The sequence below is a fragment of the Embleya sp. NPDC050154 genome (genome assembly GCF_044460165.1).
Taxonomy (GTDB): Bacteria; Actinomycetota; Actinomycetes; order Streptomycetales; family Streptomycetaceae; genus Embleya.
On record NZ_JBITJP010000003.1, the window covers coordinates 428,238 to 451,962 of the forward strand.

Here is a 23,725-nt window from a genome sequence, read left to right on the forward strand (position 1 = left end):
CGGCCCACACGGGCCGACCCGGACGTGCTGATCACGCGATGTCGAACCGGTCCAGGTTCGACACCTTGACCCACGCCGCGACGAAGTCGTGGACGAACTTCTCCTTCGCGTCGTCGCTCGCGTAGACCTCGGCCAGCGCGCGCAACTCGGAGTTCGACCCGAACAGGAGGTCGACCCGGCTGCCGGTCCACTTGAGCTCGCCCGTGGTCGCGTCGCGACCCTCGAACGTGCTCGCGTCCTCGGATGTCGCCTTCCACGTCGTGCCCAGGTCGAGCAGGTTGACGAAGAAGTCGTTGGTCAACGAACCGGGAGTCGCGGTGAACACGCCCACCGACGACTGCTGGTGGTTCGCGCCCAGCACGCGCAGGCCACCGACGAGGACCGTCGTCTCGGGGGCGCTCAGGGTGAGCAGGTTCGCCCGGTCGATCAGCAGGTACTCGGCCGGCAGCCGGTTGCCCTTGCCGAGGTAGTTGCGGAAGCCGTCGGCGGTGGGCTCCAGCGCGCTGAACGACTCCACGTCGGTCTGCTCCTGCGCCGCGTCCACCCGGCCCGCCGTGAAGGGCACCTCGACGTCGAACCCGGCGTCCTTGGCGGCCCGCTCGACGGCCGCGGCACCGGCGAGCACGATCAGGTCGGCGAGCGAGATCCGCTTGCCGTCGGTGCGATCGGCGTTGAACGCCTCCTGGATGCCTTCCAGCGCGCGCAGCACCGTGGCCAGCTCGTCCGGGTCGTTGGCCTCCCACCCGATCTGCGGCTGGAGGCGCACCCGCGCACCATTGGCGCCGCCCCGCTTGTCACTGCCGCGGAAGGACGAGGCGGACGCCCACGCCGCGGACACGAGCTGGGACACCGACAGGCCCGACTCGAGGACCCGGCTCTTGAGCGACGCGATGTCCTGGGCGTCGACGAGCTCGTGCGTGACCGCCGGAAGCGGGTCCTGCCACAGCAGCGTCTCGCTGGGGACCTCGGGACCGAGGTAGCGCACGACCGGACCCATGTCGCGGTGCGTCAGCTTGAACCACGCCCGCGCGAAGGCGTCCGCGAACTCGGCGGGGTTCTCCAGGAAGCGCCGCGAGATCTGCTCGTACGCCGGGTCGATCCGGAGCGAGAGGTCGGTCGTCAGCATGGTCGGCGCGTGGCTCTTGGACGGGTCGTGCGCGTCGGGGACGGTGCCGGCGCCGCCGCCGTCCTTCGGCCGCCACTGGTGCGCGCCGGCCGGGCTCTTGAACAGCTCCCACTCGTGGCCGAACAGGATCTCGAAGAAGCTGTTGTCCCACGTCGTGGGGGTGTTGGTCCAGATGCCCTCGAGGCCGCTGGTGATCGCGTCGCCACCCGCGCCGGTACCGAAGCTGCTCTTCCAACCGAGGCCCTGCTGCTCCAGCGGCGACGCCTCGGGGTCGGGGCCGACGCTGTCCGCCGGACCCGCGCCGTGGGTCTTGCCGAAGGTGTGACCGCCCGCGATCAGGGCGACCGTCTCCTCGTCGTTCATCGCCATCCGGCGGAACGTCTCACGGATGTCGCGGGCCGCGGCCAGCGGGTCCGGGGTGCCGTTCGGACCCTCGGGGTTGACGTAGATCAGGCCCATCTGCACCGCGCCGAGGGGGTTCTCCAGGTCCCGGTCACCGGTGTATCGCTCGTCGCCGAGCCAGGTGGTCTCCGGGCCCCAGTAGACGTCCTCGTCGGGCTCCCACACGTCGACCCGACCACCGCCGAAGCCGAAGGTCTCGAAGCCCATCGACTCCAGGGCGACGTTGCCGGTGAGGACCATCAGGTCGGCCCACGACAGGCTCCGGCCGTACTTCTGCTTGACCGGCCACAGCAGTCGGCGGGCCTTGTCCAGGCTCGCGTTGTCCGGCCAACTGTTGAGCGGCGCGAAGCGCTGCTGACCGGCCCCGGCACCGCCGCGGCCGTCGCTGATCCGGTAGGTGCCGGCGCTGTGCCACGCCATCCGGATCATCAGCGGGCCGTAGTTGCCGAAGTCGGCCGGCCACCAGTCCTGCGAGGTCGTCAGCACCTGCGCGATGTCCTGCTTCACGGCGGCGAGGTCGAGGCTGTTGAACGCCGCGGCGTAGTCGAACTCCTCGCCGAACGGGTTGGCCACGGCCGGGTTCTTGGCGAGGATCTTCAGGTTGAGCCGCTCCGGCCACCACTGGCGGTTTCCGCCACCCTGCGTCGGGTGCGGGGCCCGCTCGTGCGCGACCGGGCAACCACCTCCGCCCTCCGTCTTCGCGTCTACGACGATTGCATCATGGTTCTCAGACATGGGATCCCTTCCGGACCAGGCTGATCGCGGTGCTCAGGAGCTGTGGGCGGGGGTGGGCGGTGGAGCGGTCGGGGTACAAGTCTCGCGACGGTCGATCTCGCCCCGTCCACTCCGTCGACCGGGACCCGTGCTCGTGGGGCGCGGTCGAACGGGTCGGGCGGGGCCGGCGAGGCCGCCGGGTCTGGCAGGCCCGGCAGGAAGCCTCGGCGCGGACGACGCGATGAAGGCGGATACGGACTTCCGTCACGCATCGTGACGACGCTCGCCCGCCCCGATATCGAGGCGGTCACCATCCCCGACGGTCCGGAGCAGCGCGACATGATCGATCCTCACCCGCAGGCCGGCACCGCGCGGCTGCTCGGCAGTGGTCCCGTCATGTCCGTGTCTCCTGCCGTCATACGGTTTCGTACCCCTTGTCCTGGAGTCTTCCTACCCCTTGGCTACCGCCGGAACCGATCCTACGATGGACAGAGTCCAAGTCAAGATGTACGCCAGACCCATACCCAACCGGAATCCGGACGTCCGTACGTCCACCGGTAAACTTCGGGCTACCCCACCGAACCGAATAGGTGAACCCATATGAGCGACCTGCTGGAGCGACTGAGAGAGCGCGGCTGGCGGTTGACCTCCCAGCGGCGTGTCGTTGCGGAGGTCCTCGACGGCGACCACGTGCATCTCACCGCCGACGAAGTGCACGCCCGCGCGGCGCAGCGGCTGCCCGAGATCTCCCGGGCGACCGTCTACAACGCCCTGGGCGAGTTGGTCTCCCTCGGTGAGGTCATCGAGGTCTCCACCGACGGCCGGGCCAAGCGCTACGACCCCAACGCGCATCACCCGCACCAGCACCTGGTGTGCTCCTCCTGCGGAACCGTCCGCGACGTCCACCCCACCGGCAGCCCGCTGGCCGATCTGCCGGCGGACCAGCGATTCGGCTTCACGGTGTCCCAGGTCGAGGTCACCTACCGCGGACTGTGCCCGTCGTGCGCCGGGAGGACCGGCGCGGACTCCGGCGCGTAGGTACCGACCGGCGTTCCTTCTCGACCCGGGGCGGTCCACCACGACCGCCCGAGCTGCCGCCCGGATCGGCCATCGGGGATCCGGCAGGGATGAACGGGCACCGGAAACGGCAATAGGGACGCCGTGAGTACGAAGCGGTCCGACGCCGAGCCCGAAGCCGTCGACGAGGACGCGGTGGCCCGGGAGCTGTACGGGCTCTCGCCCGACGAGTTCACCGCCGCGCGTGACGCGTACGCCGCCCGGGCCCGCAAGGCCGGAAACCGTGCCGTCGCCGACCGGATCGGCAAGCTGCGGCGTCCCGTGCAGGCCGCCTGGTTGGCGAATCTGCTCGTCCGCGAACAGCGCGCGGAGATCGAGGCGTTCCTCGAACTCGGCGCGGCCATGCGGCAGGCCCAGGAGCACCTCCAGGGCCCCGAGTTGCGCGAACTCTCCCGTCGACGCCATCAGGTGATCGACGCCCTCCAGCGGCAGGCGCAGGCCCTGGCCGCCACGCGCGGACATCCCGCCGTCGCCGATTCGACCCGCCGTGCACTCCAGGACACCCTCGCCGCCGCGCTCGCCGACCCCGCCGCGGCCCGGGCACTGGCGGCCGGCACGCTCGCCGGCGCGCTGGAGCCCACCGGGGACTTCGGCCCGCTCGCCACGTCCACGCCGCCCGGGGCCACACCCGCACGGAAGAGCACGAGTACGAAGAGCACGAGTACAAAGAGCACGAGCACTCCCGCACGCGCGAGCGGCAAGGGACGGGCCCGGCACGCGAAGGACGACGACACCGCCGGCGCCCGCGAGGCCACGCGCCGCGCCGCGGAACGCGAGCGTCACGAGGCCCGACTCACCCGCGCCCGCGCCGATCTGGAGGCCGCCGACACCGCGGCCGAGGAAGCCCGCGAAGCCGCGCGGGTGCTCGAACAGCGGGCCGACGCCGCCCGCGACCGGCATCGGGAGGCACTCGCCGACGCCGAGGACCTCGAACGCCGCCTCGCCGAGGCGCGGGACACGGTCGGCCGGCTCGATCGACAGGCCCGGGACGCACGACGCGCGCACGAGGACGCCGACGAACTGGCACGCATCGAGAAGTCCGCCGCGAACACCGCCCGGGCCCGGCTTCGCGACCTCGAACGAAACCGTGCGGGCCGCGGCGAATGAAACGGGCCTCGCCGGTCGGGGTCGGTGCCGGAGCGTGACTCGGCGCGCAACCGTGCCAGCCGAATCGGGCGGGTCGACGCTCGCGGGCCGAGGTCGATCCCGGCGCCCGTCTGCGCGAACAGGGCGGAAATGGCTCGTACTTCACGATCGGCGCCGCCGCGCACGACCGGGCCGGCCGAATCGGCCGTCGAGGCCCAGCGATTGGCGGCCCCGAGTGCTCGCGCGCGGCCCGCGTGAACATCTGCGGAACCGGGATCCGCCATAGATTGGGCGACGTCGGCGCGAGGCTCCGGCCGGGCCCAAAAGGCGGACCACCGGCCCGCGTCCGGCGACATCGATGCCCGGTTCCGACCGCCGAAGGATGCTCCGTGTCGATCCACCGCGACAAGCGACGCCGCAGGATTCCGATAGCCATCGCCGCGGGGGCGGTACTCGCCCTGACCGCCGGCACGCTGTCCACCGGGACCGCGCAGGCCGCCGACGACAACGTGTCCGTCGACCTGGCCGCCGTCCAACGACCGGTGCCGGCCGACACGTTCAGCGCGGACGTGACCGGATATGGCTACCACTCGTACCTCACGGTTCGCCCACCAGTTACGCCAAGCCGACTCCGCTGACGCCCCGACAGATCGTCGACGGCCGCCTGTCGATCACCCTGCCGGGTCCGTCGGTGACCCAACTCGTCCTGTCCTGACCGCCTTCACCGCACCGCCGACGGCGCCGCCCTCCCATCCGGGGCGGCGCCGTCGGCTGTCCGGCACCAGGTCGCGGCTCACGGCCGGCGGGCTTCGCGGCTCGCGGCTCGGGGCTCGGGGCTCGGGGCTCGGGGCTCGGGGCTCGGGGCTCGGCGCACCTCGCGACTCGGCGTGACTCGGCGGTGTGCGCGGCTCAGCGGGGTTCGTCGCCCTCGATGACGATGCGGTGCATGACCCGCGGCCCTTGATAGTCGTAGGTGGCGTAGTGCTGCGTACTGCGGTTGTCCCAGAGCGCGATGTCGCCCGACCGCCAGGTGAACCGGACCTGATGCTCCGGCCGGGTCGCCTGGTCGAACAGGAAAGGCAGCAGCAACTCGTTCTCCCTTTCCTCGAGTTCGAGGATCCGGGTGGTGAAGATGCGGTTCAGGTAGAGACAGCGCCGGCCGGTGACCGGGTGGGTGCGCACGACCGGGTGCACGACCGGCGGAAGCGCGTCCTTGTCGCCGCCGCGATGCGACCGGGACTTGGCGAAGTCGTGTTCGGCGGTCAGCCCGTCGAGCATCGCGCGCATCGGCGCGGACAGCGACAGGTACGCGCTCTCCATGTCCGCCCACAGCGTGTCGCCCCCGCTCGGCGGCAGCGACACCGCGCGCAGCATCGTGCCCAGCGGAGGCCGGGCCAGGAAGGTGGCGTCGCTGTGCCAGATGTCGGCGTTGGAGATCTTGGGCCCCTCGCCGCCGGTGGCGAGCACCATCACCTCGGGCAGGTCGGGCGCGGCGGGTTCGCCGAACGGGAAGTGTTGCAGGGTGCCGAATCCGGCCGCGACATCGCGCTGCCGGTGGGCGGTGATCCGCTGATCGCGAAAGAACAGCACCTGGTGCTCGTGGAGCGCGTCCGCCAGCGCGACGTGGCACGACTCGTCGAGATCGCGGCGCAGGTCCAGGCCATGGACCTCGGCGCCGATGGTGGGGGTGAGGGGGCGTATGTCGAACACGGGCACACCTGCCATGATCGTGAGACACTCTGACTTAATTGGTTGAGACGCAATGTCTTACACTGCTCGCGTGGATGTCAAGACCGAGACCCGAGCGCGCATCCTGGACGCGGCCGAGCGCCTGTTCGCCGAGCGCGGCGTCGCCGCCGTCTCGCTGCGCGAGATCGGCGCGGCGGCCGGCCAGCGCAACAACTCCGCGGTCCAATATCACTTCGGCAGCCGCGACGCACTGGTGCGGGCGCTGTACGAGGATCGCCTGGCCCCGCTCAACGACCGCCGCCTCGAACTGCTCGCGAACCTGCCCGAGGACCGGCGCGACGACCTCGACGCCCTCGTGGACATCTATCTGCGACCCCTCGCCGAGCGCTTGCGCGCCGACTCCCGGGACAGCCACTACGCGCGGTTCGTGCACCGCTTCACGCTGGAGGGCACCCCGCTCACCCCGCCCCTGGGCGCCGATGTCACCGGCGGCATCCGCGAGGTCGTCGCGCGCCTGACGGCCGGCCTGGCGGCAAGCGCCCCCGGCGTGCCGGCCGCACACCACGCCGCCCGCCTGCGCCTGATGCAACTCCTGGTCACCGCCGCGCTCGCCGACGCCGAACGCGGCCTCGCGGAAGCCGGCGAACTCCCGCTCCCACTCGACGAATCGCTGGCGGATCTCAAGTCCGCCGCGATCGGCGTACTGACCCGCGCCGCCGCTCCCGGCTCCTGAACCACGCGCGCCGCGACCCGCGCGCCCACCCGGTCACCGGAGTCCGGGACGATCGGCGGCGGGTCGACTCGCGTCGGACGCGGGTCCCGCCAGGCCGTGCAGGAGCAGTGCGGTGAGGGTGTCGACGATCTCCCCGTCGCCGGCCCGCGGTCCGTCCTCGCCCGCGGTGATCACCGCGAACCCGAGCATCGAGACCATCGCGCCCATGGCCGCGGCCACCACCTCCGGGTCGCCCGGGAGCCGATGACCGCGCCCGCGGAGCCATTCCAGGTGCTCGCGCAGGATGCCGGTCTCCTGGGCCAGGCTCGCCCACGCGCGACCCTCGCCGGGCGGGCCGGCGAAGCTCGTCTGCATCAGAGCCACCACCACCGGCAGATGGTCGCGGATCACCCGCCAGGTGACGGCCAGATGCTCACGCAACTGCTCGGGGTCGGTCAGATCGTGATCGGCCGGATGGTCCGCCACGCCGATCTCGGTGTCGGCCTGCGTGTTCAGGTCCCGCATCAGGGCCTGGAGCAGGGCGTTCTTGTCCGCGAAGTGGGCGTAGAAGGAACCGGTGGCGCGTCCGGCCTCACGCGTGATGTCGGTGATCTTCGTGTCGAGATAGCCGCGCTCGGCGAACAGCCGCCGTGCCGCGTCCTTCAGCGCCGCCTCGGTCTCGGCCGCCTTCTCCTTGCGCACGCCCATCGACTGGCGCTCCTTCCCGGGCTTGACGTCTGGCCTGCCCGTCATCATAGTGAACCCCAGTTCGATGAATTGAGATTCACTGAATCCGAATTCAAGGAGTTGGCATGAACGTGATCGTGATCGGCGGCGGGGTGGCCGGGGCCGCGAGCGCGATAGCCCTGCGCCGGCTGGGACTGGACGTCACTGTGTACGAGGCGTACGCCGAACCGGCGGGCCGGGTGGGCTCGTTCCTGAGCCTGGCGGGCAACGGCCTGCGGGTGTTGCGCTCCCTCGGCGTACTGGAGCAGGTGCAGCGAGCCGGCTTCGCCGTGCCACGCCAGCGCATGTGGTCGAGTTCGGGCAAGCTGCTGGGCGACGTCCCGCGCGGTCGGCTCGCCGACGACGACCTGCACAGCGTGACCCTGATGCGCGGCGCGCTGGTCGAGGCGCTGCGCGCGGAGGCCGTGGCCGCCGGGGCGACCGTCGTCACCGGCGAGTGCCTGGTGGACGCGGTCGCCGGCGAGCGCGGTGTACGGGCGGTCTTCGCCGGCGGCCGTACGGCGCAGGCGTCACTGCTTGTCGGTGCGGACGGCCTCCGGTCGACCACCCGCTCGCTGCTCGACCCGCACGCGCCCACCCCCGAGTACGCCGGCCTCTACAGCATCTCGGGCATCGCCGATGGCATCCCCCGCGACGTCACCCCGGGCACCACTCGCGGCATCGACCTCGAACCCGGCGCCTTCAACATGACATTCGCCCGCAACGGCGCCTTCATCCACCTCACCGCCCCCGACGGCCGCGTCTGGTGGGCGGCGCAGGTCTCCTGCCCCACCGCGCCGGAACTCGCACTCACCGACGAGGAGTGGCTGGGCCGCCTGGCCGGGCTCTACCGGCACGAACGCGTCCCGACCGCGATCCTCGCCGCGACCGCCGAACTGCACCGTCCCACCCTGATGCACCGGCTCGACGCGATCCCGCTGCGCCACAACGACCGCATCGCACTGCTCGGCGACGCCGCACACCCCGTCGGGGCGGGCCAGGGCGCGTCGATGGCCCTGGAGGACGCTCTGGTCCTGGCCCAGTCCCTGGCCGCGCACCCCTCGCCGGCCGCCGCGCTCTCGGCATACGACGCCGCCCGCTCGCACCGCGTCGCCAAGATGGTCAAGTCGGCCTCCGCCAACCGCGACGCCAAGACCGCCGGCCCGCTCGCCCGACGCATCCGCGACCTGGTGATGCCGGTGGCGTTCCCCCTCTTCCACGGCCGAGCCACCTCCTGGCTCTACACCCACGACTGCGGCAACCTCCCCCAACCCACCGCCTGACCCGCGCCGTTCAAATCGCCCGATGGAGCGTGTCCGCCGCCGACGACGCCGGTGTGGTGCCGCCGGACACGACGAACACGCCGTGCACGACGGTCGCGTTCAGCGCACGGATGTCCGGAGGGCGGTCTCGATGTCGGGCAGGGTGTCGAGGAGGCGGCGGGTCATCTGCCAGCGGCGGTGCCAGTAGCCGTCGAGGTCCGTCTGGTGCACGGGATCGGGTCGTTCGTAGTGCTCCCGGACGCCGTAGAACGACTGCATGGCCTGGAGCAGGGCCATCCGCGCGCACGCGAGGACCTGGTCGGCGGGCAGGTCGGGATTCTCCGAGCGGTAGGCGGCGACCAGGGTCAGCGCCGTGCCGGGCCAGTCGTCGGTGGTGGCCACGGTGAGCGGGTCGAACGCGATCCGGCCCAGTTCCCACGCCGGTGGGGCGATGCAGTCGTGCAGGTCGATGACGGCGGCGACCGTGTCGTCGGGGCCGACGAGCACGTTCGGACGGGTGAAGTCGTAGTGCACCGGCTGCATCGACACCGGGGGCAGTCCCGCGGTCAACCCGGGGGCGTGCGCCGCCAGGTCCGCGCGGCGTACCGCGACCTGGTCGCGTCGCGCGGCGTCGGCCTCCGTGTGGGGCTCGCCGATACGGCGCAGCAGCGCGTCCGCGGTGTCGAGCGCGCGTGCGGGGTCCCGGTCCCACCACAGTGGTCGGACCGGGACGAGTCGGGAGGCCCCGGGGTGCCGGGCGAAGGCGCGATGCAGGCGCCCCAGCGTCAGACCGAGGTCCTCGGCGAGCCGCGGGGACCAGGGTCGCGTGGACGTCGTCGCGGCGACGAACTCCCAGACGGACAGGGCGGGTCCGGGCTCTCGGGAGAGCGTGCGTCCGGCGCGGTCGGGGACGATGGCCGGAGTGGGTACGCCCTGAGTACGGGCGAAGTGCGTGGATTCCAGGCGCACCGCGTGCCGATCGAGGTCGTCGCCGTCCCGGTAGACCTTGGCGAAGACCCGAACGCCGTCCGACAGTCGGACCGAGAAGTTGTCGGTCTCCGCTCCGAACGGGACACGCTCCACGACGGCCACATCGAGGCCGTACCCCCGCACGAGCCGATCCGCCACGACATCCTCGAAACGTCCGGGTGTGCCATCGTGCGTCGTCACCGCCATATTGGATCACGCCCGGCATACCGCGGCCCGCGCCACCCTCGGCGACGGACGCCACCGATCCGACGACGCGGTTCACGGTCGGCGCTCGCCCTGCTCCCCCATGCCCGCGGCGTCCGAGCCCCCTCCGGCGTGTCGGCTCCTGCCCGGCACCCGGTCGCCGCTCCGGAAGGAACATTGCCCTTGCCGGTCTTTCGACCCCGCCACCACCGCCCCGCGAAGGCCCCTTCCCCCGAGACGCCGGTGTCGCGGACTCCGCCGGCGCCGGCGCCGCCGCCCGATGTTCAGTCGGACAGGGCGAGCTGGGGAGCCGGATGTGAGTGGTCTCCGTGCTCGGCGGGGGTGTGGTCCGCCATGGCGCGCTCGACGTCCTCGGCGACCAGGTCGAGATTGAGGGCGAACGCGGCTGCGGCGCCCTGCCCCGCGGCGGTGATCACAAGCGCCTTCGGGTCGGAGACGTTGCCGACCGCCCACACTCCGAACACACTGGTCCGGCCCGCGTCGTCCGTGCTCACCCGGCCGTTCTCGTCCCGTGCGCAGCCCAGTTCGGTGAGCAACGTGTCGTGCGGCACCATCCGCGGGACCACGAAGACCGCGCGGCGGGGGAAGACCCGGCCGTCGACCGACTCGACGCCGCACACCCGGTCCTCCGCCACCACCAGGCGCTTGATCACACCATCGGCGACGGTGACGCCGCGCGCGGCCAGCCGTTCGCGCTCCGGCGCGCCGAGGTCCAGGGTGTGCGTGAAGAGGACGACATCGTGCGACCACTGCCGGATCAGCAGCGCGTGCTGCACCGCCCCGGGATGGGTACCCAGCACACCGATGGGCGCGTCACGTACCTCGTACCCGTGGCAGTACGGGCAGAACAGCACGTCCCTGCCCCAGCGTTCCCGTACGCCGGGGAGATCGGGGAGCTCGTCCCGCAGCCCGGTGGCCACCACCACCCGGCGGGTCCTCAACACCACGCCGCCGTCCAGCCCGACCACGAAACCGGGGTCGATGCGATCCACCCGGTTCTCGAACAGGTCCACCCCGTAGCCGGCGACCTCGGCCCGACCCACCGCCAACAACTCGCCCGGCGCCATGCCGTCCCGGGACAGGAATCCGTGCATGTGCGCCGCGGGAGCGTTGCGCGGCTCGCCCGCGCCGACCACCGCGACCCGGCGACGGGACCGACCCAGCACGAGGGCCGCACTCAGCCCCGCCGCACCCGCACCCACGATCACCACGTCGTACACATCGTCGTCGCCGGTCCAGGTGGCGCGCACATCGTTCGTCGTATCGCTCAAGGCGATCACCTCCACCCCGAGCGTGCGCCCGCGACCCACGCATCAGCAAACTTCGTTGCCGATTCGGCAACGGCACATCGGGCGCGGGCATGCGCTTCCGGCCGGTCGTGGTCACGCGCGGGTACGAACGGGCACGGCCGCGAGCCACCTCCACCCGTCACCGCGCGGTCGCCGGCTCGTCGGGCGGGCGTGCCCACCGGATGCGGGGAAGCGGCCGGTGAACCAGGGCGAGGACCGGGTCCACGACGCTCCGGAGTGGAGCGCCGGCGGGCCCGGTCCGACCCGGACCCGCCCGCCCGCCATGCCGGTGACGCGTCCTACGCGACGCCGACCGCGGCCAGGGCGTACTCCACGGCCCGCGCGAGTTCGTCCGCGTCCACCGGCCGCAACACCACCTCGTCCGGGTCCTCGACCGCCTCGGCGCGCTGATCCAGGACGTCCAAGGCGACGTGTTCGGCGAATTCCGTCACCGCCGCCCGCGCCTCACGGTCCGGATCGGTGTCACCGGTGGGCGTCTCGAACACCAGGCCGACCCACAACTCCGGGTCCCGCGTCACCAAGGCCTCCCCCAGATGCACGCCGCACCCGGGCGGACTGTCGTCGACCTCGGCGATCCCGGGCACCCGGCCGAGCATCGGCACGCCGCTCTCGTCGGTGGGTCCACCGCACGCGTGCGACGAGCACGCGCCCAACGGACACCGCCTGCCCCGGTCCTCCTGGTCCTCGATGTGGATGTCGGGAGTCATCACCGCTCCTGTCCGGGCCTGTCACGCCGACGCTTCGTCCGAATCGTGGGCGCGTTCGTCCTCGCGCCCACGACCCGGCTCGCCGTCGACTCCACCACGCCCCGGCCGCCGGCGCGCCCGGAGCGCGCCGAACGGGCGGTGACATTGCCACTAATGCCGCATTCCCCGAAGCCGTGACGCCCGCCGCGCGGGCGTCGCCTGCGCGCACCACTCGTACGCGGTCACGGAGTTCGTTCGGGCATCGCATGCCCGGGACAGGCGCGGGGGATCAACCGGGGGCGCGCCTGCGGGGGATCAGCGAGCCCGGGGCAGGACCGGGACGAGGTTGTCCCAGCGGGAGATCTCGCAACCGTCGACACGCTTGAAGCCGGCGTCGATCGAACGGCCCGCCCAGGTGCCGGTGATGCGCGCGGTGGCGGGTCCGCCATAGATCATCGTGCAGTGCGCGCCGGCGGGGACCGGCGCGAACGGGTCGCGTCCGCCGGTGGTCGTGGCGTCCAGTCGATCGCAGGCCGCCCGCGACTCGGGATGGCTGCCGCCCGCGGGGTGACATGCCAGGGTGTACGTGATCACCCCCTCGGGGTTGTCGGCCACCGTCACGGTCAAGTGGTCCACCGTGCGCGCGACGGCGGAGGGAATCGGGCATTGCACCGCGACGACAACGGCGACGGCGACGACAAGACGGCGGATCAACACGGGCTGCTCCCGGGATAGGGCGCGCGGCATCGCGCGCATGGGTCGAAAAGGAACAAGAACGACTCACCGAAGGGTCGGATTCGACCGGCTCGCCTCGACCGTCGCGGCCGAGCCGCGCGGCTCCGGACTCGCTCCGGACTCGCTGCGGAGTAGCTCCGGATCCACCCATGTCCTCAACGTAGTCGATCGCACACGTAAAGTAATCGGGTTTCACCGTTCCCGCGCAACCGGAAGCCCGTCACCGCGCCCCGCCCCGCGCGAAGTCGCCGCCACTCCCACCCGGCCCTCCCGAAACCGGGCCGCCGGCGACGCGAACGACCCGACGCGCACCGTGACCGACCGCCCGTAGTATCGGAGTTCGATATCGGATTCGTCACCTGGTGGGTGACCCGGGGAGGGGTGGTCGACGGGTGCGGGAGTTCCAACGAGGTGCGGTGCGACTGCACATCCTCCACCACGCGGCCGAGGACGAGATCCACGGTGCGTGGATGGCCGAGGAACTGGCCGGTCACGGCTACCGGATCAGCCCGGGCACGCTCTACCCGACGCTGCACCGCATGGAGGCGGACGGGCTGCTGACCTCCGAGCAGCGGGTGGTCGAGGGCCGCACCCGCCGCGTGTATCGGGCGACCGACGCGGGCCGGGCCGCGCTGGCCGAGGACCGCCGGGCGCTGGCGGAACTGGCCCGCGAGGTGTTGCCCGAAGCGGACCGGCCCCGCCGGTAGCCGGCGGCCGGTTCCCCCACGACGACCCGACGATCCGTCAGGCGCCGGCGAACCTCCTGCGCAGGCCGTAGCCGGCGGCGCCCGCCGCGAGCACCGCGGCCCCCCACACCACCGAGGCCACGGGGAGCGAGAAGGCCAGCACCAGGCAACCGGCCGTGCCAAGGATCGGCACGACCCGCGGCGGGCGGCCCTCGGTCGGAGTGAGCGTCCAGGCACTGGCGTTGGCGATCGCGTAGTAGGCCAGCACGCCGAACGAGGAGAACCCGATCGCGCCGCGCACGTCCGTCGTGCCGGCCAGTACGGCCACCACCGCGCCGACCGCGAGCTCGGCGCGGTGCGGCACCTCGAATCGCGGATGTACGGCGGCCAGGACGTGCGGCAGATGCCGGTCGCGGGCCATCGCCAGCGTGGTGCGGGAGACGCCCAGGATCAGCGCCAGCAACGAGCCGAGCGCCGCGACGACCGCCCCGACGCGCACCAGCGGCGCGAGTTCGGGGACGCCGGCGGCGCGTACGGCCTCGGCGAGCGGGTCGGCGGTGTGCGCGAGGCGCTCGGGTCCCAGCACCGCGAGCACTGCCGCGGCTACGGCCGCGTACACCACCAGGGTGATGCCCAGCGCGGTCGGGATCGCCCGGGGGATGGTCCGCTTCGGGTCGCGGACCTCCTCGCCGAGGGTGGCGATGCGCGCGTACCCGGCGAACGCGAAGAACAGCAGACCGGCCGCCTGGAGCACTCCGCCGAACGTGGCGTCCGCGCCGATCCGCAGGTGCGCGCCGTCGCCGGTACCGCCGGTGAGGCAGGCGGTGACCACGGCGGCGAGCACCGCGAGCACGACCGCGACGATCCCCCGGGTCAGCCACGCGGCCTTCTGTACCCCGACATAGTTGACCGCGGTCAGCGCCACCACCGCGGCCACGGCGACCGCGTGCGCCTGGCCCGGCCACGCGTATGAGCCGACGGTCAGCGCCATGGCCGCGCACGAGGCGGTCTTGCCGACCACGAAGCCCCACCCGGCCAGGTAGCCCCAGAAGTCGCCGAGGCGCTCGCGTCCGTACACGTACGTGCCGCCGGACTGCGGGTAGCGGGCCGCCAGCCGGGCCGAGGAGGTGGCGTTGCAGTAGGCCACCACCGCGGCCAGCGCCAGAGCCGGCAGCAGACCCGAGCCCGCCGCGCCCGCGGCCGGCGCGAGCGCCGCGAAGATGCCGGCGCCGATCATCGACCCGAGCCCGATCACCACGGCGTCGAAAACGCCCAGATGGCGCTTCAGCTCCCCCGCCTCGGCAGACGCCGCCGACATCCCCATCGCTCGCTCCCCGACCGCGCTTCACATCCATTACGGACCCCGATATCGGATCACGATATAGGACCGACCCATCGCGCCGCCGACAAAGCCCGAACAGCGGTGCGACGTCGAAACGCGGCCGGCAGCGCGGCCACGAGCCCCCGGAGACCCGGGCGACTCGCGGCACACGCTGCCGTGCGAACGAAGCGGTGCGGTGTGCCGTGGCGCGGTGCGGTGCGTCGCACCGTGCTGCGATCAGCCCTGAGGCGGCAGATCGTAGACGTGGTCCGGAGTGATGATGGACGTGATCGCCTTGGCGAAGAGCGTGCTCGGCTCGGAACCGTCGTGCAGGATGTCGGTGTTGAGCAGGATCACCATGGTGGCGTCCTGCTCCGGCAGGTACATCGTCACGCTCTCGTAGCCCGGCAGCGAGCCGTTGTGCCCGACCCAGCCGTGGGTCCGGAACAGGCCCAGGCCGTACCCGGCGTCGTCGAAGTTCGGTACCGGGATGAACTTCTCCCGCTCCGCCTGGGTAGCCGGGGAGAGCAGCGTGCCGGTGGCGACCACCTTGGCCCAGCGGCGCAGATCGTGCAGGTCGGAGATCATCGCGCCCGCCGCCCAGCCCCAACTCGGGTTCCAGTCGGTCGCGTCGACGACCTCGCCGGACAGCGTCTGGTCGGTGTACCCGTGCGCGTGCGGCGACGGGAACTCGGCGCCCTCCGGGAACAGGGTGTGGCGCAGCTTGGCCGGGCCGGTGACGCGTCGGTGGATGAACTCGGCGAGCGGCATCCCGCCGAGCTTCTCCACGACGAGACCGAGCAGGACGGTGTTGGTGTTGGAGTACTGGAACTGTGTACCCGGAGCGAAGACGTTCGGGTGCCGGAAGGCGTACGCCAGCAGTTCCTGCGGGGTCCACGGGCGGGTCGGGTCGCCCAGCAGGGTGGTCACGAACTCCTCGTCGAAGGTGTACGAGAACAGGCCGCTGCGCATCTCCGCCATCTGCCGGATGGTGATGTGTTCGCCGTCGGGGACGCCGTCGATGTAGTCGGAGATCGGGTCGTCCAGCCCGATCAGTCCGTCGTCGACCAGTTCCAGCAGGGCGGTGATGGTGAAGGTCTTGGTCTCGCTGCCGATCCGCATGTTGAGGTCGGGCGTCATCGGCGCACCGGTCTCCTTGTCGGCCACGCCGGTGGACCGGACGTAGTTGCCGCGTCCGGGCAGCCACAACCCCACGGTCACGCCGGGCACGCCGGCCTCCTGGCGGGTGCGCTCGATCGCCTCGTCGAGGCGGGCCACGAGCGCGGGGTCGAGTCCGTGGTGCGGGGGACGGTCGTCGTTGTGCGGGTCCGCGGCGACCACGACGGCCGTCGGCCGCGAGGCCTGTGCCGCGGGCGCGGTCAGGGTGAGCGGGACCAGTGCGGTGAGGGCGAACAGGGCGGTGGCGAGTCGGCAGGCGGGGGCACGACGCATGGCGGGACGTCTCTTCCGGGAGTGCGGGGACTTTGTCGGCCAAGATCACCATCCGCCCCGGCCCCGGCCCCCGCGCCCCCGAACACGCCCCGGCGATTCCACCCGTACGGCCGCACCGGCCCCCGCCGCCGCCGGCGCGCGGACGTCACGCGGTCCACCGGAAGAGGGCGTCACACGCCGCCGGAAGAGGCGTCGCATCCCACCGGAAGGCGCGTCACGCACCCCCGGAGGACACCTCACCCGGTCCCCCGGCAGCGGCCTCGCCGGTCCGCCGCAGGAGGAGATCGGTCACCAGGGCGAGCGGGGGCCAGTTCAGCCGGCCGTGGCGGGCTACCGCGAAGACGCGCTGTTCCACCTCCGGGACGGCGAGCGGGACCAGCCGCACCCCGGGCAACGGCTCGGTGTGCATGGGCAGCAGGCCCACGCCGAGACCGGCGACGATCATGCCCTGCACCAGGTCGAGGCTGTCGGCCTGGTGCGTGATGTGCGGGGTGAACCCCGCAGTCGAGGCGAGCGTACGGATGACGGTCTCGTCCGCAGTGTTGCGGGAGTTGACGATCCAGGAGTGGGCGTCGAAGCGGGCGAACACCTCCGCTGTCGTCCCCTCGCCGGCGTCGGCGTGCGCGGGAACGCCCAGCCCCCATCGGGCGGTCCACAGCGCGGTGGTCCGCACGCTCGGGTCCTCGGCGGCCGGCGCCAGGTTGTAGTCGTAGGTGAGCGCAAGGTCCGTACCGTCCTCCGCCAGGAGTTCCAGCGCCTCGGCGGGTTCGTGCTCGCGGATCAGGACCCGGACCCGCGGATGGGCGACGGCGAGGTCGATGACCACGGGCAGCAGACGGGTCCGGATGGCGGTGGCGAACCCGGCGACGCGCACAGTGCCGTTGGGCTCCGCGCCGGGCGAGAGGTCGTGCCGCGCCGCCTCCACCGCGGCGAGGATGGTCACGGCGTGTTCCGCCAGCCGACGCCCCGCCGGAGTGAGCCGGACCCGGCGCCCCTGCGGCTCGATCAGGGCGGCACCCATGTCTCGGGCCAGCGCGGCGATCTGCTGCGAGACCGTCGAGGTGGTGGTTTCCAACATGTCCGCGACCGCGCGCATGGATCCCAGCCGGGCCAATTCCACCAATATCTGCAGCCGTCGGGTCTCCACCTCCCCATTGTCCACGATTGACGAACGATATGTTTCGAATCGGCACGTGGACACGAACAATGCCGAGGTCATCTACTTGATCCCATGAGCACGCCGCAATCACGCACCCGACTCGCGATCGCCCGGCCGCGCCTGCCGGACCCGGCGACCGGAGCCCTGATGGCCGTGGTCTCCATGTCCACCGTCCAGCTCGGGCTGGCGCTCTCGGTACCGCTGATCGACCGGCTCGGCGCGCTGGGAACCGCCGGGCTGCGCCTGGCGTGGGCCGGCGTGCTCCTGCTGGTCCTCGTGCGCCCGCGCCGCCGCGACTTCGCCGGCCGGGACCTGGGGGCGTGCGTCATGCTCGGTGCGGTGAGCGGCGGCATGATGCTCTTCTTCATGCTCGCCGTGGCGCGCCTGCCACTCGGCACCGCGAGTGCCCTGGAGTTCCTCGGGCCGCTGGCCGTCTCCCTGTACGGATCGGGCGGTGGACGCAGGCACTGGACGGCCATGGCCGGCGCGGGCGTGCTCCTGCTGACCGAACCCTGGCACGCGGGCACCGATCTCGCCGGTGTGGGCTTCGCGTTGGCCGCCGCGGTCTGTTGGGCGGCGTACATCCTGCTGACCCAACACATCGGCGATCGGGTCACCGGCCTGAACGGGCTGGCCGTCTCGATGTCCGTGGCCGGCCTCCTCGCCGTCCTCGTCGCCGCTCCCACCGGGTTCGGTGGCCTGACCTGGCCCCTGCTCGCGGCCATGCTGGGGCTGGCCGCGATGAGCGCCGTACTGCCGTTCACCCTCGAATTCCTCGCGTTGCGCCGGCTCACCACGTCCGCCTTCGGCACGCTGATGAGCCTGGAGCCGGCCATCGCGCTCCTGATGGGCCTGCTGGTGCTCGACCAGATACCCGGTCCGGTACCCGCGGCCGGCGTCGTCTTCGTGGTGATCGCCGGCATCGGCGCAACCCGCACGGGCGCCCGCACAAGCCCCGAACCCCGGGACCCGCACGCCGACCCGCCGCGTCCGCGCCCCGTCGCCCGGGAAGCGTGCTGAGCGGGCCGAACCACCGGCCGGCGCACGGTCGGCGATCCGTGCGCGCCGAGCCGGATCCGGGACCTAACGGGTCTCGGCCCCGGCCCCCGTGCCCGCTCGCCACTCCGCCGACTTCCCCGGCTCCGCCGACTCCGCCGACTCCGCCGATTCGGCAGGTCGACGATCGTGCCCCAGGAGCCGCGCCGCGCAGTACACCATGGCCGCGAAGGCCGCGTCGGACAGCAGCATCAGGCCGATCGCGTACGAGCCGGTCCCGCTGTAGACCGAGCCCATGATCAGCGGTGGCACGAAGCCGCCGAGACCGCCCGCCGCACCGACCAGACCGGTGACCGTGCCGACCTTGTCCTTCGGCGTCAGGTTGGCGACCAGCGCGAACACCGCGCCGCTGCCCGCGCCGAGCATGCCGGCCATTACCAGGAACGCGATCGTGCCCTGCGGCATCAGGTCCGGGCTGAACGCCTGCCACACGGCCGCCACGCCGAGCACCGCGTACGACCCGATCAGCACCTTCGCCGGCCCGATCCGGTCGGACAGCGCGCCGCCGATCGGCCGACACAACACCGCGATCACGGTGAAGCCGGCCGCGCGGGTGGACGCCGAGTCCTGGCTCACCGCGTACACCTCGCGCAGGTAGGTGGGCAGGTACACGCCGAACGCGACGAACCCGCCGAAGGACACCGCGTACAGCAGCGCCATCGGCAGCGTCGAGGGCTGCTTGAGCGCGGCGGTGAAGCGCGGACCGAACAACCGGTCGGGCACGGTGCGCCCGGGGGCGTCCCGCACCACCAGGGCGGCGATCAGGCCGTACCCGATCAGGACGCACGCGACCAGGTAGAACTGGAAGTTCGGGTCGTCCACCCAGCGCAGCAGCCGGGGCGTGAAGAACGCGGCGATCGCGGTGCCGCCGGTGCCGATGCCGAAGACGCCGATCGCGGTACCGCGCTTGTCCGGCGGGAACCACGCGTTGACGTAGGGCACGCCGACCGCGAAGAAGCTGCCGCCGACACCGAGCACGAACCCGACCACGAGCAGCATCGCGAACGAGTCGAACACGCTCAGGGCAAGCACCGGCAGCACGGTCAGGAAGCTGATCGCCGGCACCATCATCCGCGCGCCGTAGCGGTCGGTCAGCGCGCCGGCCGGGATCCGCCCGAGCGCGCCGACCAGGACCGGCACGGCGACCAGGAACGACTGCTGGAACGAACTGAGCCCGAGGTCTTCCTTGTAGGTGGGGCCGAGCGGGCTGATCAGGCCCCAGGCCCAGAAGTTGATCAGGATGCCGAAGGTGGCGACCGCGAGGTTGACCCAGGCGGCGCGCGGCACCCGGGCACCCCTCGCCCGAGCCGCAGGCCGAGTCTGCTCCACGTGTGATGGTCCCTTCGCGTGTTCTGCGCCCAGGTGGCCGGACACGGTGAGCTATGCACCCGAATCCGATGACCGAACCGTTATATATAGGACATTGACTCGCATTCAGGACGCGGAGCAGTCGCCTCGAAGGGTCGTCATGGACAACGGTTCGCCCCCGCCCGCAGACCGATCGTCCGCAGACCCGTCATCCTCGGACGCCTCACCCGCAGACCCGCTCCCGATCGGCCCGCCGCCCTTCGACCCGCCCCCGGCACCCGGCCTGGACGGTCCCGCGAGCGACCTGCTCCTGCGCACCGGCCGGTTCTTCCGGCGCAACGCGGTGGTCTCGCCGGACCTGCGCACCCAATACCGCCGGGGCGGCAGACAGGGCGACGTCTTCTACCGCGAGCGATGGAGCCACGACAAGGTCGTCGACTCCACCCACGGCGTCAACTGCACCGGCTCGTGTCGCTGGAAGGTGTACGTCAAGGACGGCGTGATCACCTGGGAGACCCAGGCCACCGACTATCCCTCGGTCGGTCCCGACCGGCCCGAATACGAACCGCGCGGCTGCCCGCGCGGTGCCGCGTTCTCCTGGTACACCTACTCCCCCACCCGGGTGCGCTTCCCCTACGTGCGCGGGGTGCTCCTCCGGATGTACCGCGAGGCCCTACAGCGCCTCGGCGACCCGGTCCTGGCCTGGGCCGACGTGGTCGGCGACCCCGAACGCCGCCGGTGCTACCAACGCGCCCGGGGCCGGGGCGGTCTGGTCCGGGCGACGTGGGACGAGGCGGTCGAGATGGTCGCCGCCGCGCACGTGCACACCATCAAGACCCACGGCCCCGACCGGGTCGCCGGGTTCTCGCCGATCCCGGCGATGTCGATGGTCTCGCACGCGGCCGGCGCGCGCTTCATGAGCCTGATCGGCGCGCCGATGTTGTCCTTCTACGACTGGTACGCCGACCTGCCGGTGGCCTCGCCGCAGGTGTTCGGCGACCAGACCGACGTGCCCGAGTCGGGCGACTGGTGGGACGCGGCGTACTTGTTCATGTGGGGCTCCAACGTGCCCGTCACCCGTACGCCCGACGCGCACTGGATGGCGGAGGCGCGCTATCGCGGGCAGAAGGTGGTGGTGGTCGCGCCGGACTACGCGGACAACGCGAAGTTCGCCGACGAATGGCTGCACCCGCACCCGGGCACCGACGCCGCGCTGGCCATGGCGATGGGCCACGTGATCCTCAAGGAGTGTTTCGTCGACCGGACGGTCGACTTCTTCGACGGCTACGTCAAACAGTTCACCGACCTGCCGTTCCTGGTCACCCTGACCGAACGCGCCGACGAGCCCGGCGCGTACACCCCCGCCAAGTTCCTGCGCGCCGCCGATCTCGCCGACCCGATCGCGGCGGGCGCACACCCGCACGGGCCGACCGGCCCGGCGGACGAGGGCGCGGACTGGAAGACCGTGCTCCTGGACGAGCGCACCGGCGAACCCGTCGTCCCCGGCGGCTCGATCGGCTTCCGCTGGACCGAATCCGGGAAGGGCCACTGGAACCTCGACCTGGCCGGCGTCCGCCCGCGACTGACCCTGCACCGGGATCCGCGCGCACACGGCGTCGAGGTGCTGCTGCCCCGCTTCGACACCGAGGGCGGCGCCCACGGCCAAGGGCGCGGCGAGGTGCTGCGCCGGGGTGTACCGGCCCGTCGACTCACCCCCGACGGCCCCCTGGTCACCACGGTGTTCGACCTGCTCCTCGCCCAGTACGGAGTGCCTCGCGAGGGCCTGCCGGGCACCTGGCCCACCGGCTACGGCGACGCGACCCAACCGGGCACACCCGCGTGGCAGGAGACGCTCACCTCGGTGCCGGCGGCGCGCACGGTCAAGATCGCCCGCGAATTCGCCGACACCGCCGAGCGGTCCAAGGGCCGCTGCATGATCCTGATGGGCGCCGGCACCAACCACTGGTTCCACTCCGAGACGATCTACCGCACCTTCCTGGCCCTGCTGCAACTCACCGGCTGCCAGGGCCGCAACGGTGGCGGCTGGGCGCACTACGTGGGTCAGGAGAAGTGTCGGCCGGCCACCGGGTGGGCCACCCTCGCGAGCGCCAACGACTGGTCCCGGCCGCCGCGGCAGATGATCGGCACCGCGTACTGGTACCTCAACACCGACCAGTGGCGCTACGACGGCTTCACCGCCGACGTGCTGGCCTCGCCGCTGGGCGCGGGCGACCTGAGCGGGATGACCGGCGCGGACTGCCTGGCGATGTCGGCCCGGCTGGGCTGGATGCCCTCGTACCCCACCTTCGACCGCAACCCGCTGGACCTGGTCGACGAGGCCGACCGCGCCGGCGCCGACCCCGTCGAGCACACGGTCGAGGCCCTGCGCGACGGGAGACTCGGCTTCGCCTGCGAGGACCCGGACGCGCCGCGGAACTGGCCGCGGGTGCTCACCGTGTGGCGCTCCAACCTGCTCGGCTCCTCCGCCAAGGGCGCCGAATACTTCACCAAACACCTGCTGGGCACCGACAGTTCGCTGCGCGCCGAGCAGGCGCCGCCGGACTCCCGGCCGCGCGGGGTGCGTTGGCGCGAACAGGCCCCGGAGGGCAAGCTCGACCTGCTGCTGTCGCTGGACTTCCGGATGACGTCCACGACGCTGATGTCGGACGTGGTGCTGCCGGCCGCGACCTGGTACGAGAAGCACGACCTGTCCTCCACCGACATGCACCCCTTCGTGCACGCGTTCACCCCCGCGATCGACCCGCCGTGGCAGGCTCGCACCGACTTCGACACGTTCCACGCGATCGCCGCGCGCTTCAGCGAACTGGCGCGCGAACACCTGGGCACCCGCCGCGACCTGGTGGCCACCGCGCTCCAGCACGACACCCCCGGCGAGATCGCCCAACCCGGCGGGACCGCGCCGGACTGGCGCGCCGGTCGGTGCCCGCCGGTGCCGGGCCGGACCATGCCGAACCTGACCGTGGTCGAGCGCGACTACACCGCGGTGGCGGCCAAGATGGCCACCCTGGGACCGCTCGCCGAGGCGCTGGGCCTGCCGGTCAAGGGCATCACCTTCGACGTGCGGGCCGAGATCGAGGACCTGCGCCGGCTCAACGGCACCGCGCGCGGCGGGGTCGCCGACGGCCGCCCGCTCGTCGACACCGCCGTACGGGCCTGCGACGCGATCCTGACCCTGTCCGGAACGACCAACGGCAGGCTGGCCGTTCAAGGATTCCGCACCCTGGAGGCGCGCACCGGACAGCCGATGGCGCACCTGGCCGCCGAACACGAGGGCAAGCGCATCGGCTACGCGGACACCCAGGCCCGGCCCGAGCCGGTGATCACCTCGCCGGAGTGGTCCGGCAGCGAGGCCGGCGGCCGTCGCTACACCGCGTTCACCCTCAACACCGAACACCTCAAACCCTGGCACACCCTCACCGGCCGCCAGCACTTCTTCCTCGACCACGACTGGATGCACGAACTCGGCGAGGCGCTGCCGGTCTACCGGCCGCCGCTGGACGTGCACCGCCTGTTCGGCGAACCCCGCCTGGGCCCGGACGGCAACCGCGAGGTGACGGTCCGCTATCTGACCCCGCACAACAAGTGGTCGATCCACTCCGAGTACCAGGACAACCTCTTCATGCTCTCGCTCTCGCGCGGCGGACCGGGCATCTGGCTGAGCACCGCCGACGCGCGGGCGATCGGGGTCCGCGACAACGACTGGATCGAGGCGGTCAACCGCAACGGTGTGGTCACCGCCCGCGCGGTGGTCTCGCACCGGATGCCCACCGGCACCGTCTACATGCACCACGCGCAGGATCGCACCGTGGGCGTGCCCAAGGCGCAGAGCACCGGCAAACGCGGCGGCATCCACAACACGCTCACCCGCGTCCTGCTCAAACCCACCCATCTGATCGGCGGATACGCGCAACTGAGCTGGGCGTTCAACTACCTGGGTCCGACCGGCAACCAACGCGACGAGGTCACCGTGATCCGCCGCCGCTCGCAGGACGTGGAGTACTGA

Annotated in this window: 19 protein-coding genes; 8 read left to right on the forward strand and 11 right to left on the reverse strand. The window is 72.1% G+C overall.

Annotated elements, in window-relative coordinates:
* Window positions 1–31: 31 nt before the first annotated feature.
* A complete protein-coding gene (gene katG / locus ACIBSV_RS08520; protein ID WP_395860599.1) occupies window positions 32–2,263 on the reverse strand; it encodes a catalase/peroxidase HPI in 2,232 nt (743 codons plus the stop codon).
* 579 nt (window positions 2,264–2,842) lie between these two features.
* Here katG and ACIBSV_RS08525 point away from each other — a divergent pair.
* The 3 genes from ACIBSV_RS08525 (at window position 2,843) to ACIBSV_RS08535 (ending at window position 5,043) form a co-directional block, all read left to right on the forward strand.
* Window positions 2,843–3,280 carry a Fur family transcriptional regulator gene (locus ACIBSV_RS08525; RefSeq protein ID WP_395860601.1) on the forward strand — a complete coding sequence of 146 codons (438 nt, stop codon included), beginning with the start codon at window positions 2,843–2,845 and terminating at the stop codon, window positions 3,278–3,280.
* Between the two features lie 123 nt (window positions 3,281–3,403).
* Window positions 3,404–4,426, forward strand: a complete 1,023-nt coding sequence (locus tag ACIBSV_RS08530) for a hypothetical protein (RefSeq protein ID WP_395860603.1) — start codon at window positions 3,404–3,406, stop codon at window positions 4,424–4,426.
* A 368-nt stretch (window positions 4,427–4,794) separates the two neighbouring features.
* Window positions 4,795–5,043 carry a hypothetical protein gene (locus ACIBSV_RS08535; RefSeq protein ID WP_395860605.1) on the forward strand — a complete coding sequence of 83 codons (249 nt, stop codon included), beginning with the start codon at window positions 4,795–4,797 and terminating at the stop codon, window positions 5,041–5,043.
* A 271-nt stretch (window positions 5,044–5,314) separates the two neighbouring features.
* Here ACIBSV_RS08535 and ACIBSV_RS08540 read toward each other — a convergent pair whose 3' ends face one another.
* The gene (locus tag ACIBSV_RS08540; RefSeq protein ID WP_395860607.1) at window positions 5,315–6,115 is read right to left on the reverse strand and encodes a TauD/TfdA dioxygenase family protein; all 801 of its coding nucleotides are present in this window, start codon (window positions 6,113–6,115) and stop codon (window positions 5,315–5,317) included.
* 70 nt (window positions 6,116–6,185) lie between these two features.
* Between ACIBSV_RS08540 and ACIBSV_RS08545 the strand changes: the two genes are divergently transcribed.
* Window positions 6,186–6,827 (forward strand): TetR/AcrR family transcriptional regulator, encoded by a 642-nt coding sequence (locus ACIBSV_RS08545; RefSeq protein ID WP_395860608.1) that lies wholly within the window; start codon window positions 6,186–6,188, stop codon window positions 6,825–6,827.
* A 33-nt stretch (window positions 6,828–6,860) separates the two neighbouring features.
* Here ACIBSV_RS08545 and ACIBSV_RS08550 read toward each other — a convergent pair whose 3' ends face one another.
* A complete protein-coding gene (locus ACIBSV_RS08550; RefSeq protein WP_395860611.1) occupies window positions 6,861–7,559 on the reverse strand; it encodes a TetR/AcrR family transcriptional regulator in 699 nt (232 codons plus the stop codon).
* Between the two features lie 59 nt (window positions 7,560–7,618).
* Here ACIBSV_RS08550 and ACIBSV_RS08555 point away from each other — a divergent pair, with 59 nt between their 5' ends.
* Window positions 7,619–8,815, forward strand: coding sequence for an FAD-dependent oxidoreductase (locus ACIBSV_RS08555; protein ID WP_395860613.1), 1,197 nt, complete (start codon window positions 7,619–7,621; stop codon window positions 8,813–8,815).
* A gap of 99 nt (window positions 8,816–8,914) precedes the next feature.
* Here ACIBSV_RS08555 and ACIBSV_RS08560 read toward each other — a convergent pair whose 3' ends face one another.
* The 4 genes from ACIBSV_RS08560 to ACIBSV_RS08575 form a co-directional block, all read right to left on the reverse strand.
* Window positions 8,915–9,964, reverse strand: coding sequence for a phosphotransferase enzyme family protein (locus ACIBSV_RS08560; protein WP_395860615.1), 1,050 nt, complete (start codon window positions 9,962–9,964; stop codon window positions 8,915–8,917).
* Window positions 9,965–10,251: 287 nt separating this feature from the next.
* On the reverse strand, window positions 10,252–11,259 hold the full coding sequence (locus ACIBSV_RS08565; RefSeq protein WP_395860617.1) for an NAD(P)/FAD-dependent oxidoreductase: 1,008 nt from the start codon (window positions 11,257–11,259) through the stop codon (window positions 10,252–10,254).
* 317 nt (window positions 11,260–11,576) lie between these two features.
* Window positions 11,577–12,005 (reverse strand): hypothetical protein, encoded by a 429-nt coding sequence (locus ACIBSV_RS08570; RefSeq protein ID WP_395860619.1) that lies wholly within the window; start codon window positions 12,003–12,005, stop codon window positions 11,577–11,579.
* Between the two features lie 294 nt (window positions 12,006–12,299).
* On the reverse strand, window positions 12,300–12,701 hold the full coding sequence (locus ACIBSV_RS08575) for an SSI family serine proteinase inhibitor (RefSeq protein WP_395860621.1): 402 nt from the start codon (window positions 12,699–12,701) through the stop codon (window positions 12,300–12,302).
* Window positions 12,702–13,111: 410 nt separating this feature from the next.
* On the opposite strand from ACIBSV_RS08575, the gene ACIBSV_RS08580 reads away from it, so the two are divergent.
* Entirely contained in the window at window positions 13,112–13,426 is a 315-nt protein-coding gene (locus tag ACIBSV_RS08580) for a PadR family transcriptional regulator (protein WP_395860623.1), read from the forward strand.
* Between the two features lie 37 nt (window positions 13,427–13,463).
* Here ACIBSV_RS08580 and ACIBSV_RS08585 read toward each other — a convergent pair whose 3' ends face one another.
* The 3 genes from ACIBSV_RS08585 to ACIBSV_RS08595 all read right to left on the reverse strand — a co-directional run bounded on the left by ACIBSV_RS08585 (window position 13,464) and on the right by ACIBSV_RS08595 (window position 17,340).
* The gene (locus ACIBSV_RS08585; protein WP_395860625.1) at window positions 13,464–14,729 is read right to left on the reverse strand and encodes an APC family permease; all 1,266 of its coding nucleotides are present in this window, start codon (window positions 14,727–14,729) and stop codon (window positions 13,464–13,466) included.
* Between the two features lie 234 nt (window positions 14,730–14,963).
* The gene (locus ACIBSV_RS08590) at window positions 14,964–16,178 is read right to left on the reverse strand and encodes a serine hydrolase domain-containing protein (protein WP_395860627.1); all 1,215 of its coding nucleotides are present in this window, start codon (window positions 16,176–16,178) and stop codon (window positions 14,964–14,966) included.
* Between the two features lie 214 nt (window positions 16,179–16,392).
* Window positions 16,393–17,340, reverse strand: coding sequence for a LysR family transcriptional regulator (locus tag ACIBSV_RS08595; protein ID WP_395860629.1), 948 nt, complete (start codon window positions 17,338–17,340; stop codon window positions 16,393–16,395).
* A gap of 69 nt (window positions 17,341–17,409) precedes the next feature.
* On the opposite strand from ACIBSV_RS08595, the gene ACIBSV_RS08600 reads away from it, so the two are divergent.
* Window positions 17,410–18,357: an EamA family transporter gene (locus tag ACIBSV_RS08600; RefSeq protein ID WP_395860631.1), complete on the forward strand. Its 948-nt coding sequence runs from the start codon at window positions 17,410–17,412 to the stop codon at window positions 18,355–18,357.
* A gap of 63 nt (window positions 18,358–18,420) precedes the next feature.
* Here the strand turns inward: ACIBSV_RS08600 and ACIBSV_RS08605 are convergent, their stop codons facing one another.
* Window positions 18,421–19,680 (reverse strand): nitrate/nitrite transporter, encoded by a 1,260-nt coding sequence (locus ACIBSV_RS08605; protein ID WP_395860633.1) that lies wholly within the window; start codon window positions 19,678–19,680, stop codon window positions 18,421–18,423.
* 136 nt (window positions 19,681–19,816) lie between these two features.
* Between ACIBSV_RS08605 and ACIBSV_RS08610 the strand changes: the two genes are divergently transcribed.
* Window positions 19,817–23,725, forward strand: coding sequence for a nitrate reductase subunit alpha (locus ACIBSV_RS08610; RefSeq protein WP_395860635.1), 3,909 nt, complete (start codon window positions 19,817–19,819; stop codon window positions 23,723–23,725).